The following is a 13,099-nucleotide window of genomic DNA, read 5'->3' as shown; positions in this document are numbered from 1 at the left end:
GACCTGCGGCAGGGCTGTCCGCGGGACAAAGTAGGCTGAGCACATGCCCGAACGCCGTACCGTCGCACTTGTCACCCTAGGCTGCGCTCGCAACGAGGTGGACTCGGAGGAGCTCGCAGGCCGTCTGGCGGCGGACGGCTGGGAGCTCGTCCCGGAGGCCGCCGACGCGGATGTCGCCGTCGTCAACACCTGCGGTTTCGTCGAGGCCGCCAAGAAGGACTCCGTGGACGCCCTGCTGGAGGCCAACGACCTCAAGGCGGAGGCCCCCGGGGGCGGTGCCCGCACACAGGCCGTCGTCGCCGTGGGCTGCATGGCCGAGCGGTACGGCAAGGAGCTCGCCGCGGCGCTGCCCGAGGCCGACGGCGTCCTCGGCTTTGACGACTACGCCGACATCTCCGACCGCCTGCAGACCATCCTCGCCGGCGGCGTCCACGCCTCGCACACCCCACGGGACCGCCGGAAGCTGCTGCCCGTCAGCCCCGCCGAGCGGCAGGGCGCCGAGGTGGCGCTGCCCGGCCACGGAGCGGCCCCGGTACCCGTGGCGGAGGATCTGCCCGCGGGGGTCGCGCCCGCCTCCGGGCCGCGCGCACCGCTCCGCCGCCGCCTGGACGACAGCCCCGTGGCGTCCGTCAAGCTGGCCTCCGGCTGCGACCGGCGCTGCTCGTTCTGCGCCATCCCCGCCTTCCGCGGCTCCTTCATCTCCCGCCGCCCCTCGGATGTGCTGGGGGAGACCCGCTGGCTGGCCGGACAGGGGGTCAAGGAGGTCATGCTGGTCTCCGAGAACAACACCTCCTACGGCAAGGACCTGGGCGACATCCGGCTGCTGGAGACGCTGCTGCCGGAGCTCGCGGAGGTCGACGGCATCGAGCGGATCCGGGTCAGCTATCTGCAGCCCGCCGAGATGCGTCCCGGCCTGATCGACGTCCTCACCTCCACGCCCAAGGTCGCCCCCTACTTCGACCTGTCCTTCCAGCACTCGGCGCCCGGCGTGCTGCGTGCGATGCGCCGCTTCGGGGACACCGACCGCTTCCTGGAACTGCTCGGCGCGATCCGCTCCCGGGCACCGCAGGCCGGCGCGCGGTCCAACTTCATCGTCGGCTTCCCCGGCGAGACCGAGGCGGACCTCGCCGAGCTGGAGCGCTTCCTCACCGAGGCCCGGCTGGACGCCATCGGCGTCTTCGGGTACTCCGACGAGGAGGGCACCGAGGCGGTGACCTACCCGGGCAAGCTGGACGAGGACACCATCGGCGAACGCCTGGCGCACATCTCCCGGCTCGCGGAGGAGCTGACGGCGCAGCGCGCCGAGGAACGGCTCGGCGAGACGGTGCACGTCCTCGTCGAGTCCGTGGACGGCGAGGAGGGGGCGGTCGGCCGCGCCGCGCACCAGGCGCCGGAGACCGACGGCCAGATCCTCCTCACGGACTCCCGCGGGCTCGCGCCCGGACGTATGGTCGAAGCGAAGGTGGTGGCGACCGAGGGCGTGGACCTCGTCGCCGAGCCGTCCCCCGCTCTCGGCGGGGAGACGCCGTCCGGCGGGGCACGCTGTACCGAGGAGGCGGGCACATGACCGGAGTACCCGCCTCCGCGGCGGGCGGTCAAGGGCGGGCCCAGGCCCGGACCGGAGGGGCGGCGGGCGCGACGGCGGTGGCCGTGCGCCAGGCCGGGCTCTGGAACATCGCCAACGTCCTGACCATGGTGAGGCTGCTCCTCGTCCCCGGCTTCGTCCTCCTTCTGCTGCACAACGGCGGCTACGACCCGGTCTGGCGTTCCTTCGCCTGGGCGGCGTTCGCCGTCGCCATGATCACCGACCTCTTCGACGGCCAGCTGGCCCGGCGGTACAACCTCGTCACCGATTTCGGCAAGATCGCCGACCCGATAGCCGACAAGGCGATCATGGGTGCTGCGCTGATCTGCCTCTCCGCCCTCTCGGACCTCCCCTGGTGGGTGACCGGTCTGATCCTCTTCCGGGAGCTCGGCATCACGGTCCTGCGGTTCTGGGTGATCCGGCACGGCGTCATCCCGGCCAGCCGGGGCGGCAAGCTGAAGACCCTCGCCCAGGGCACCGCGGTGGGGATGTACGTTCTCGTGCTCACCGGGCCGCTCGCCACGCTCCGCTTCTGGATGATGGCGGTGGCCGTGCTGCTCACCGTCGTGACCGGGCTCGACTACGTGCGGCAGGCCGTCGTCCTGCGCCGCGCCGGGCTGGCGCGGGAACGCGAGGACGCCGCCGCACGGACGGCGGCCGGGGGCGCGGGCCGGTGAACGCCACCGCCGCCGCCGACGTACTGGAATCGATGGCAGCGCGCGGGGAGACGCTGGCCGTGGCGGAGTCGCTCACGGGCGGCCTCGTGGCGGCCGAGCTGACCGGAGTACCGGGGGCCTCACGGGTCCTCAGGGGGGCGGTGACCGCTTATGCGACCGAGCTCAAGCACACCGTGCTGGGCGTGGACGGGGCTCTGCTGGCCGAGCGCGGCGCGGTGGACGCGGAGGTCGCCCGGCAGATGGCCGGGGGCGTACGGCGGCTCCTGGGCGCCGACTGGGGGATCGCGACCACCGGCGTCGCCGGGCCCGATCCGCAGGACGGGCAGCCGGTCGGCACGGTGTACGTGGCGGTCGCCGGCCCCGGCGGGACCGTCCGGGCCCGGCTGCTGCGGGCGGCCGGGGACCGCGCGGGGATCCGCCGGGAGAGCGTCCGGGGGGTCCTCGTGATGTTGCGGGAAGAACTGGCCGGAAATGCGCGGGCACAGAATAGGGAACACCGCGGGGGGAATTGATGTTTGCAGCCCTGAGTGAACACGTCATCGCTCCCCGCACGGCTGCCGTCCGAGGCGGTACGGTGGGGCGAGAAGGATCCGGATCCGAGGTCCGAGGAGGGAGCCACCGATGATTCTGCTCCGTCGCCTGCTGGGTGACGTGCTGCGTCGGCAGCGCCAGCGCCAGGGCCGAACCCTGCGCGAGGTCTCCTCGTCGGCGCGGGTCTCCCTCGGCTATCTCTCAGAGGTCGAGCGGGGGCAGAAGGAGGCTTCCTCCGAACTGCTCTCCGCCATCTGCGATGCGCTGGACGTGCGAATGTCGCAGGTCATGCGTGAGGTGAGCGATGAACTGTCGCTCGCCGAGCTGGCGCAGTCGGCGGCGGACGAGACCGTGCCGGCGCCGATGCGGCCGATGCTCAATTCGGTTTCGGTGACGTCCGTGACGGGCGTCCCGGAGGAGCGCGTAACGATCAAGGCGCCGACGGAGGCCGTCGACGTCGTCGCTGCCTGACGACCCAGCCGGCCCCCTTTCCGCAAGCCCCGTACGGTCCGCCGTCCGGGGCTTGCGGCGTTCCCGGCGACGTCCGTGACCCCGCGTGGATCAGATGTGACTCGCGTCACTTGACAACGGCGGGTTTCCCGCACATGCCTCCGGCCCGGGGGGTATGCGATGGTGGAGAAGGGTTGATCGGACAAAGCAGGAGGAATCACATGTCTGTCGTCAAGAGCCCGCTGGCCGACGAGGGCGACCGCCGCGTGGTCGCGGATGCTCTCCAGGGCGCTCTGGTGGATCTGGTCGATCTCTCGCTGGTGGCCAAGCAGGTGCACTGGAACGTGGTGGGCCCCCGGTTCCGCTCCGTACACCTTCAGCTCGACGAGGTCGTGGACACCGCCCGGGAGCATGCGGACATCATGGCCGAGCGGGCCGCCGCCCTGGGCATCTCCCCGGACGGCCGGGCCGAGACCGTGGCGAAGACCAGCGGCGTTGACACCGTCAAGGAGACCTGGATCAGGGACACCGACGCGGTCCAGGCGCTCGTGGAGGCGCTCGGCTCCGTCATCACGCGGATGCGGAAGCGGGTCGAGGCCACGGACAAGCCGGACCCCGTCACCCAGGACATGATCATCGCGGTGACCGGCGAGCTGGAGAAGCACCGCTGGATGTTCCAGGCCGAGGACGCGGAGGGCCTGGGAGCCTGACCGGCTTCCGGTTGCCCGCTCCGCCGTCGGACGGCGGAGCGGTGCCGTCGTCCATTCCCGCCGGCCGGAGGAGGCGGTCACCGTGCTGCGAGAGCCCTGGATAGGCGCGCCGGGTGCGATACCCGGCGCCGCACGTGCCCGGCCGGGCTCGCCGGGCTCCGTGTCCGGTGCCCTGCCGGGGGCGATACCCGGCGCGGTGCGCGCCCTGCCCGCCGCCGTGCGCTGGACGCTGGCCCTGGTGGTGGCCGGAGTGTGGTGGTGGGCGGTGCTCCGCCTGGCGCTCTCACCGGCCCGCGCCGGAGCCGTCGAGGCGGCGGTCGCGGCGGGCGGCTGGGGCCTCGGGCTGCTGCCGGTCCACTGCGCCCCGCCGGGAGCGGGAGCGGCGGAGAGCCGCCGCCGCGCCGCGCGAGTGCGGGCCGTCGTGAGGAGGCGGGCACGGTACTCGGGGGAGAGACGGGGGTGACCAGGCACCGCGGACGCGGGACGGTCACGGATACGGACCGGGCTGGCAGCGCGGGCACCAGTAGGTGTCGCGTTCCCGTCCCGGCTCGCCCTGTCCGGCGGTACGGACCGGGGTGCCGCAGCGCAGGCAGGGCTTGCCCGCTCGTCCGTACACCCACAGCTGCCGGTCCCGGCGCGGATCCGCCGTGGTGACACGGGAGGCCCGGGCCTTGTTGAGGTCCAGGAGCTTCGCGGCGAGCGCGATCAGACGGGCGGGCGACGGGACCTCCCCGACCGGCAGCCAGGGGGAGAGACGGAGCATGAAGCACAGCTCCGCCTTGTAGACATTGCCGAGACCGGCGAGATTGCGCTGGTCGAGCAGGGCCTCGCCGAGCGGCCGGGCCGGGTCGGCGAGCAGCCGCCGGCGGGCCTCCTCCGGATCCCAGCCGGGGCCGAGCGGGTCCGGGCCGAGATGGCCGACCACGGTGTCCTCGTCGCTGGTGCGGAGCAGGTCCAGGACCGGCAGCCGGTAGCCGACGGCCGTCCGGGCCGCCGTGCCGAGGATCGCGCGGATCTCGTGCTCCGGACCGCCCCGCGGCCGCTCCCCGGCGGCGAAGACCCGCCAGGCTCCGTCCATCCGCAGATGGGAGTGGAGCGTCAGGCCGCCCTCGAACCGGCTCAGGAGATGCTTTCCGCGCGGCACGACCTCCAGCACACGGCGGCCGGAGAGATCGGCGGTGGCGAGCTTCGGCACCCGGAGGTCGCAGCGGACGAGCCTGTCACCGGCGAGGGCTTCGTGCAGGCGCCGGGCCGTCCGCCAGACGGTGTCTCCTTCGGGCATACCGCCATGATGCCCCGGGGCGGCAGGGCTCGGCGCACCCGTCCCGGAGGCCCCGGCCGGGGAGCCGGGCCCGCGCTCTCAGCGGGGGCGGCGCTCTCAGCGGGGGCGGAGCCGCTGACCGCGCGGGGTGGCGTGGAAGCCCGCCGTCTCCAGGGCCCGGCCGACGGGGGAGCCGAGAGCCGGGACGCCGTTGGCCCGCTCCACGGTGACGGTGCCCAGCGCGCCCCGTCCGGCCGCTTCCGCCAGGGTCTCCGCCGCCAGATGGAGCCGGGCGTCGCTCTCCTCACCACCGGCCCCCTCGCCGGACCAGGCGAGCAGCGTCTTGCCGCCGCGCTCCACATAGAGCACCAGCCGCCCGTCGACCAGCACCACCAGGGCCCCGGCCTTCCGGCCCGGACGGTGGCCGGCGCCGTCGGGCGGTTCGGGCCAGGGCAGGGCGGCACCGTAGGCGTTGGCCGGGTCGGCGGCCGCCAGCAGCACGGCCCTGCCCCGGCTGCCCGGGGTGTCCCCGCGGTCCGCGGGGGTGCCCGGGAAGGCCGGGGTCTCCGCGGTGTCCCGCTCCCGTGCCGTGGCGATGGCCCGGAGCCGGTCCACCGCGCCGTCCATGGCGAACTGCGCGGCCCCCAGCCCTTCGACCACATAGCCGCGCCGGGCCTTGCCGGAGTCCTCGAAGGCGGCCAGCACGCGGTAGGCCGCGGAGAAGCCGCCCTCGACGCCCTCGGCGGCGACCGCGCCACGGGTGACCACGCCGTGCCGGTCCAGCAGTGTCTGCGCGAGGGCGTGGGCCCGGTGGGTGGGGTCGTGCTCCGGCTCCGGCAGCAGCGACCACCGGCCGGCGACGGTCGGCGGGCCGCCCGGCGAGGCCGGCCGGCCGGTACGGCCGGGGAAGGCGCCGTACCGGCCGCGGGGGACCGGGCGCCGGGCGCGGTGGGCGGTGGCGCCTGCGGTGCGGCCGGAACCGAGCAGCGAGCGCAGCGGCGCGAGGGTGTCGTTGGTGAGCCGGCCGGACCAGGCGAGATCCCAGACGGCGTCGGCCAGTTGGGCGTCCGTCGCGTCGGAGTGGCCGGCCGACCGCACCCGGTCGGCGAGCTGGCGGAAGAACAGTCCGTACCCCCCGGACAGGGTCTGGAGGACGGCCTCGTGGAGCGGGCCCCCGTCGAACGGCAGCGGGGCGGGGAGGAGGAGCGGCGCCACGTCGGCGAGGTACAGCGACAGCCAGCCGTCCTTGCCGGGCAGGGCCCCGGCGCCCGCCCAGACGATCTCACCGGCGGCCGTCAGCTCGTCGAGCATCCCCGGGGCGTAGCCGGCGACCCGGGAGGGCAGAACGAGCTTCTCCAGCGCGGAGGCGGGGACGGGCGCGCCCTGCAACTGCTCCACGGCGCGCACCAGTCCGTCGATGCCCCGCAGCCCGCGGGTGCCCACCTGCTGCCACTGGGGCAGGAAGGAGCCGAGCGCGGACGGCGGCACCGGCTCCAGCTCCCGGCGCAGCGCGGCCAGGGAACGGCGGCGCAGCCGCCGCAGCACCCCGCTGTCGCACCACTCCTGTCCGGCGCCGGCCGGGTGGAACTCGCCCTGGACGACGCGGCCGTCGGCGGCGAGCCGCCGCAGGGCGCCCTCGGTGACGGCGGGGCCGAGACCGAAGCGCTCCGCGGCCGCGGCGGAGGTGAACGGACCGTGGGTGCGGGCGTAGCGGGCGAGGAGGTCGCCGAGCGGGTCCTTCACCGGTTCCGTGAAGGCCTCCGGCACGCCGACGGGCAGGGCCGTGCCCAGGGCGTCGCGGAGCCGTCCGGCGTCCTCCACCGCCGCCCAGTGCTCCGTCCCGGCGATCCGTACCCGGATGGCGCGCCGGGCGTCGGCCAGCTCCTCGGCCCAGCCGGGCTCGGCACCGCGCTCGGCCAGTTCGGCGCCGGTGACCGGGCCGAGGAGGCGGAGCAGGTCGGCGACGCTCTCCGGGTCCTTGGCGCGGCGGTCCTCCGTCAGCCACTGCAGCTCGCGCTCCAGGCTCTCCAGCACCTCGGCGTCGAGGAGTTCGCGCAGCTCGGCCCGGCCCAGCAGTTCGGCCAGCAGCCGGGAGTCGAGCGAGAGCGCGGCGGCCCGGCGCTCGGCGAGCGGGGAGTCGCCCTCGTAGAGGTACTGCGCGACATAGCCGAAGAGGAGGGAACGGGCGAAGGGGGAGGGCTCGGGGGTGGTGACCTCGACGAGACGGACCCGGCGGGCCTCGATGTCGCCCATGAGTTCGGTGAGGCCCGGGACGTCGAAGACGTCCTGCAGGCACTCGCGGACGGCCTCCAGCACGATCGGGAAGGAGCCGAACTCGGATGCCACCTGCAGCAGTTGGGAGGCTCGCTGGCGCTGCTGCCAGAGCGGGGTGCGTTTGCCCGGGTCGCGGCGCGGCAGCAGCAGGGCGCGGGCGGCGCACTCGCGGAAGCGGGCGGCGAACAGCGCCGAGCCGCCGACCTGGTCGGTGACGATCCGGTTGACGTCCTCCCGGTCGAAGACGACGTCGGCCGCCCCGGCCGGCGGCTGCTCCGGATCGGACCATCCCGGGAAGGCCGGTGCGCCGTCCGGGCCGTCGCTCCCGGGGCCGGGCTCCATGTCGAGCAGGCCGAGCCCCATCATCTCGGCGTCCGGCAGCCGGAGCACGATGCCGTCGTCGGCGTGCATCACCTGGGCGTCCATGCCGAAGCGCTCCGCCAGCCGGGCGCCGAGCGCCAGCGCCCACGGGGCGTGCACCTGGGCGCCGAAGGGGGAGTGCACGACGACGCGCCAGTCGCCCAGCTCGTCGCGGAAGCGCTCCACGACGATGGTGCGGTCGTCGGGGACGTGACCGCAGGCCTTCCGCTGTTCCTCCAGATAGGCCAGCAGGTTCTCGGCCGCCAGCGCGTCCAGTCCGGCGGAGGCGAGCCGCGACCGGGCCTCCCCGGGGGCCAGGGCGCCGATCTCGCGGAGGAACGCGCCGAGCGCCCGGCCGAGTTCGAGCGGACGGCCGAGCTGGTCGCCCTTCCAGAACGGCAGCCGCCCGGGCACCCCCGGCGCGGGGGAGACGAGGACCCGGTCGCGGGTGATGTCCTCGATGCGCCAGGTGGTGGTGCCGAGGGTGAAGACATCGCCCACCCGCGACTCGTACACCATCTCCTCGTCGAGCTCCCCCACGCGCCCGCCGCCCTTCTTCGGGTCGGCGCCGGCGAGGAAGACCCCGAAGAGGCCGCGGTCCGGGATGGTGCCGCCGGAGGTCACGGCGAGCCGCTGCGCGCCCGGCCGGCCGCTGACCGTCCCGGCGACGCGGTCCCACACCAGCCGGGGCCGCAGCTCGGCGAAGGCGTCGGACGGATAGCGGCCCGCGAGCATGTCCAGGACGGAGGTGTACGCCGACTCGGGGAGCGCGGCGAAGGGCGCGGCGCGCCGGACCACGGCCAGCAGCTCCTCGACGTCCCAGGCGTCCATGGACGTCATGGCCACGATCTGCTGGGCCAGCACGTCCAGCGGATTCGCCGGGACGCACAGTGCCTCGATGGCGCCCGAGCGCATCCGTTCCGTCACCACGGCCGACTGGACCAGGTCGCCCCGGTACTTGGGGAAGACCACACCGGTGGAGACCGCGCCCACCTGGTGCCCCGCCCGGCCGACGCGCTGGAGCCCGGAGGCGACCGAGGGCGGGGACTCGACCTGGACGACCAGGTCCACCGCGCCCATGTCGATGCCCAGTTCGAGACTGGAGGTGGCGACGACGGCGGGCAGCCGGCCCGCCTTGAGATCCTCCTCCACCTGCGCCCGCTGCTCCTTGGAGACCGAGCCGTGGTGCGCGCGGGCCAGCACCGGAGGCGCGCCCCGGGCGGCGCCGGAGCCGCCCATCAGCTCGGCGGGGGAGTGGTCCTCGGGCACCGGCTCACCCGTGGCCCGTTCGTAGGCGATCTCGTTGAGGCGGTTGCAGAGCCGCTCCGCGAGCCGCCGGGAGTTGACGAACACGATCGTGGACCGGTGGGCCTGGACCAGATCGGCGATCCGCTCCTCGACATGCGGCCAGATCGACGGCCGCTCCGCCGCCCCGCCCTCCGCGGCGTCCCGGGCCGGGGCACCGCCCAGCTCGCCGAGATCCTCCACGGGAACGACCACCGAGAGGTCGAACTCCTTGTCGGCGGCCGGCTGGACGATCTCCACCCGGCGCTGCGGCGAGAGATAGCGCGCCACCTCCTCCACCGGGCGGACGGTGGCGGACAGGCCGATCCGGCGCGCGGGGCGGGGCAGCAGCTCGTCCAGCCGTTCCAGGGAGAGCGCGAGATGGGCGCCGCGCTTCGTGCCCGCGACGGCGTGCACCTCGTCGAGGATCACCGTCTCCACGCCGGACAGGGCCTCCCGTGCGGCGGAGGTCAGCATCAGGAAGAGCGACTCGGGGGTGGTGATGAGGATGTCCGGCGGGCGGTTGGCCAGTGAGCGGCGCTCGGCGGCCGGGGTGTCCCCGGAGCGGATGCCGACCCGCACCTCCGGTTCCGGCAGCCCCAGCCGGACGGCCTCGTGCCGGATGCCGGTGAGCGGGCTGCGGAGATTGCGCTCCACGTCCACCGCGAGGGCCTTCAGGGGCGAGATGTACAGCACCCGGCAGCGCTTCTTCGCCTCGGCGGGCGGGGGCGTGCTCGCCAGCCGGTCCAGGGCGGCCAGAAAGGCGGCGAGCGTCTTGCCCGAGCCGGTCGGGGCGACCACCAGGACGTCCGAGCCCGCGCCGATCGCCCGCCAGGCGCCCGCCTGCGCGGCGGTGGGCGCGGTGAAGGCCCCCGAGAACCAGGCGCGGGTGGCGGGGGAGAAGGCGTCGAGGGCCGGGGCGGCCGGGTCGTGCGGCATGTCCCCATCGTGCACCCCGGTACCGACAAACGCGGCGTCTCCGCTGGTGGGAGGCTCCCGCCCGGGGCACGGGCACCCGGCCGGCGCAGGCACAATGGCCGGTATGCGGGAGAACGAGCACGTCCGGCACCGGCAGCGTCCACGGCTGCCCGGTGCCGGTCCGCTGCGCCCGCGTCCACCGGGCCGGGACCCGGGTCGTCGGCGCGCCTTCGGGCGCGTACCGCCGGGAACGGGAGCGCGCCCGCGCCCCCGGTACCGCAAGAACGTCCGAGACGGGGCCGGACGCCGCTCCGTAACGTGCGGGGCGTGGGAGAAACGAGACCAACGGTGGACATGACGGAGACCGCGGGAGCCGCGGACGGGCGCGGTACGCAACGGGCCGACGGGGACCGGGCGGCCTCCCCGCCGCGCTCCGACAGGGCGGTGGTGCGGGACGCGCTCGGCGTGGGCGTCGCCGTGGGGCTGTCCGGCTTCGCCTTCGGGGTGACCTCCGCGGGAGCGGGGCTCACCCTGCTCCAGACGTGCGCCCTCAGCCTGCTCGTCTTCACCGGCGCGTCGCAGTTCGCCCTCGTCGGCGCGCTCGCGGCGGGCGGCAATCCGTACACGGCCGCGGCCGGGGCGTTCTTCCTCGGGGTGCGCAACGCCTTCTACGGGCTGCGGCTGTCGGAGCTGCTGCGCGTCCCCCGCGCCCTGCGGCCGTTCGCCGCCCAGTGGGTCATCGACGAGACCGCCGCGGTCGCCCTCGCCCAGTCCGGGCGGCGCGCGGCGCGGATCGGCTTCGCCGTCACCGGGGCCACCCTCTACGTGCTGTGGAACCTGACCACCCTGCTCGGCGCGCTCGGCGCCGCGGCACTGGGCGACCCACGGGCGTGGGGCCTGGACGCCGCGGGCCCGGCGGTCTTCCTGGCCCTGCTCGCTCCGATGCTGAGGACGGCGACCGAACGCGCGGTGGCCGGCCTGGCGGTGGTACTGGTCCTCGTCGGTATGCCACTGCTGCCCGCCGGGGTGCCGGTGCTCGTCGCGGCGCTGGCCGCGCCGGTCGTCCTGGCGCTGCGCGGCCGGGTCCCGGCCCGCAAGGGGAAGGGGCACGGCCGGTGAACGTCTGGATCGCCATCGGCCTGACCACGGCCGGCTGCTATCTCGTCAAACTGCTCGGGCTGTCGGTGCCCGCCGGTGCGCTGGAACGGCCGGCCGTCAAGCGGCTGGCCGCCCTGCTGCCCATCGCGCTGCTGGCCGCGCTCACCGCGCAGCAGACCTTCGGCGAGGGCCCCACCCTGGTCCTCGACGCCAGGGCGGCGGGGGTCGCCGCCGCGGCGCTGGCACTGCTGCTGCGGGCCCCGTTCCTGGTGGTCGTGGGGGCCGCCGTCCTGGTGACCGCGGCGGTGCGCGCGCTGACCGGCTGACGGGCCGGCCGGGGCCGCGGCGCGGAGGCGGGATACTGGACCCATGCGGTTGACGGTCTTCTGGCAGCGGATGGCGGATCACTTCGGTGAGGCGTACGCCGACTCCTTCGCGCGCGATCATGTGATGTCCGAGCTCGGCGGGAGGACGGTGTACGAGGCGCTGGAGGCGGGCTGGAACGCCAAGGACGTGTGGCGGGCCGTCTGCGCCGCCATGGACGTCCCCGCCGAGCGGCGCTGATCCCGCCCCCGGACCGGCTCCGCGCGGCACGGGCCGTCCCCCGAATGGGTCAGACTGGCTCCGTGGCAGCGAACGACGAAGAACCCGGTGGCGCCCCGGTACCCGGACCGCGCCCTGTCCCCGCCGAGAGGCCCCCCGTACGCGGTGGCGAGCGGATGCCTGCCTGGCTGCCGCGCGCCATCGCCCTGGTGTTCGCCGCCTATGCCGTCTTCCTGCTGGCGAGCTGGGCGTTCCAGCAGCTCACCGGGCTGCTGGTGAACATCCTGATCGCGTTCTTCCTGGGACTGGCGATCGAACCGGCCGTGGACCGCATGGCGGACCGCGGGATGCGCCGGGGCCTGGCGACCGCCCTGGTGTTCCTCGGGATCGTCGTGTCCGTGGCCGGGTTCGTCACCCTGCTCGGCTCGATGCTCGCCGGCCAGATCGTCACCATGGTCGAGAACATCCCGGCCTATCTCGACTCGGTGATCCGCTGGAGCAACAAGACCTTCGGCACCAGCGTCTCGCGGCTGGAGGTGCAGGACAGCCTGCTCAAGTCCGACTGGCTACAGAAGTACGTGCAGAACAGCGCGGGCGGGGTGCTGGACGTGTCGGCGCAGGTGCTCGGCGGCCTGTTCATGACGCTCACCGTGGCGCTGTTCTCCTTCTATTTCGCCGCCGACGGCCCGCGGCTGCGCCGGGCCGTGTGCTCCATGCTGCCGCCGGCCAAGCAGGCCGAGGTACTGCGGGCCTGGGACATCGCGGTCGCCAAGACCGGCGGCTACCTCTACTCGCGCGGCCTGATGGCCCTGGTCTCCGGCGGTGCGCACTATGTGCTGCTGGAGATCCTCGGGGTGCCGTACGCCCCGGCCCTGGCCATCTGGGTGGGGCTGGTCTCGCAGTTCATCCCGGCGATCGGCACCTATCTGGCGGGTGCGCTGCCGATCCTGCTGGCGTTCACCGTCAACCCCTGGTATGCGCTGTGGGTGCTCGTCTTCGTCGTGATCTACCAGCAGCTGGAGAACTACATCCTGCAGCCGCGGATCACGGCCCGGACCGTGGACATCCACCCGGCCGTCGCCTTCGGGTCGGTCATCGGGGGCGCCGCGCTGCTGGGAGCCGTCGGCGCGCTGATCGCCATCCCGGCGACCGCCACCCTGCAGGCGTTCCTGTCGGCGTATGTGAAGCGGTACGACGTCACCGACCATCCGCGGGTGCGCGGCCGGCGGCCGGTGCGGGAGCGGGGTGCCTCGGCGCTCTCCCGGATACGCCGGTCGCTGCGCGGCGGGCGGCCGGCGGAGGACCGGGACGGCTGACGGGGAGGGGCGGCGCGGGCCCGGCCCGGGAGCGCGCCGCGCGGACGGGCGGTCGGCTTGACACTAAAATCGAACATCCATTCAGATGGATG

Annotated in this window: 12 protein-coding genes; 10 read left to right on the top strand and 2 right to left on the bottom strand. The window is 74.6% G+C overall.

The window, feature by feature from the left end; all coding sequences use genetic code 11:
* The first annotated feature begins 43 nt into the window (after positions 1 to 43).
* From rimO to LIX60_RS07675, 6 genes are all read left to right on the top strand, one after another.
* Positions 44 to 1,567, top strand: a complete 1,524-nt coding sequence (rimO, locus tag LIX60_RS07700) for a 30S ribosomal protein S12 methylthiotransferase RimO (protein WP_227957792.1) — start codon at positions 44 to 46, stop codon at positions 1,565 to 1,567.
* Positions 1,564 to 2,262, top strand: coding sequence for a CDP-diacylglycerol--glycerol-3-phosphate 3-phosphatidyltransferase (gene pgsA, locus LIX60_RS07695; protein WP_227957791.1), 699 nt, complete (start codon positions 1,564 to 1,566; stop codon positions 2,260 to 2,262). The genes rimO and pgsA overlap by 4 nt, the downstream gene beginning before the upstream one ends.
* Positions 2,263 to 2,294: 32 nt before the next feature.
* Complete coding sequence (locus LIX60_RS07690; protein WP_265585209.1) at positions 2,295 to 2,774, top strand: CinA family protein; 480 nt, start codon at positions 2,295 to 2,297, stop codon at positions 2,772 to 2,774.
* A 109-nt stretch (positions 2,775 to 2,883) separates the two neighbouring features.
* The gene (locus LIX60_RS07685) at positions 2,884 to 3,264 is read left to right on the top strand and encodes a helix-turn-helix domain-containing protein (protein WP_019709745.1); all 381 of its coding nucleotides are present in this window, start codon (positions 2,884 to 2,886) and stop codon (positions 3,262 to 3,264) included.
* A gap of 200 nt (positions 3,265 to 3,464) precedes the next feature.
* On the top strand, positions 3,465 to 3,953 hold the full coding sequence (locus tag LIX60_RS07680) for a Dps family protein (RefSeq protein WP_227957789.1): 489 nt from the start codon (positions 3,465 to 3,467) through the stop codon (positions 3,951 to 3,953).
* Positions 3,954 to 4,158: 205 nt separating this feature from the next.
* On the top strand, positions 4,159 to 4,416 hold the full coding sequence (locus LIX60_RS07675; protein WP_265585208.1) for a hypothetical protein: 258 nt from the start codon (positions 4,159 to 4,161) through the stop codon (positions 4,414 to 4,416).
* A 24-nt stretch (positions 4,417 to 4,440) separates the two neighbouring features.
* Here the strand turns inward: LIX60_RS07675 and LIX60_RS07670 are convergent, their stop codons facing one another.
* Together LIX60_RS07670 and LIX60_RS07665 are read right to left on the bottom strand one after the other, a co-directional pair.
* Positions 4,441 to 5,235, bottom strand: a complete 795-nt coding sequence (locus LIX60_RS07670) for an Fpg/Nei family DNA glycosylase (protein WP_227957788.1) — start codon at positions 5,233 to 5,235, stop codon at positions 4,441 to 4,443.
* Positions 5,236 to 5,331: 96 nt separating this feature from the next.
* Positions 5,332 to 10,071, bottom strand: coding sequence for a DEAD/DEAH box helicase (locus LIX60_RS07665; RefSeq protein WP_227957787.1), 4,740 nt, complete (start codon positions 10,069 to 10,071; stop codon positions 5,332 to 5,334).
* Positions 10,072 to 10,404: 333 nt separating this feature from the next.
* On the opposite strand from LIX60_RS07665, the gene LIX60_RS07660 reads away from it, so the two are divergent.
* From LIX60_RS07660 to LIX60_RS07645, 4 genes are all read left to right on the top strand, one after another.
* Positions 10,405 to 11,169: an AzlC family ABC transporter permease gene (locus tag LIX60_RS07660; RefSeq protein ID WP_227957786.1), complete on the top strand. Its 765-nt coding sequence runs from the start codon at positions 10,405 to 10,407 to the stop codon at positions 11,167 to 11,169.
* Entirely contained in the window at positions 11,166 to 11,474 is a 309-nt protein-coding gene (locus tag LIX60_RS07655; protein WP_227957785.1) for an AzlD domain-containing protein, read from the top strand. The genes LIX60_RS07660 and LIX60_RS07655 overlap by 4 nt, the downstream gene beginning before the upstream one ends.
* 43 nt (positions 11,475 to 11,517) lie before the next feature.
* Positions 11,518 to 11,712 (top strand): DUF3046 domain-containing protein, encoded by a 195-nt coding sequence (locus tag LIX60_RS07650; protein WP_019709740.1) that lies wholly within the window; start codon positions 11,518 to 11,520, stop codon positions 11,710 to 11,712.
* A 155-nt stretch (positions 11,713 to 11,867) separates the two neighbouring features.
* On the top strand, positions 11,868 to 13,007 hold the full coding sequence (locus tag LIX60_RS07645) for an AI-2E family transporter (protein ID WP_374117824.1): 1,140 nt from the start codon (positions 11,868 to 11,870) through the stop codon (positions 13,005 to 13,007).
* The last annotated feature ends 92 nt before the right edge of the window (positions 13,008 to 13,099 follow it).

This window comes from Streptomyces sp. S07_1.15 (assembly GCF_020739505.1).
In the GTDB taxonomy this organism is placed as follows: domain Bacteria; phylum Actinomycetota; class Actinomycetes; order Streptomycetales; family Streptomycetaceae; genus Streptomyces; species Streptomyces xinghaiensis.
The sequence above is the reverse complement of the archived record's forward strand: the minus strand, read 5'-3'. Positions and strand labels throughout refer to the sequence as shown.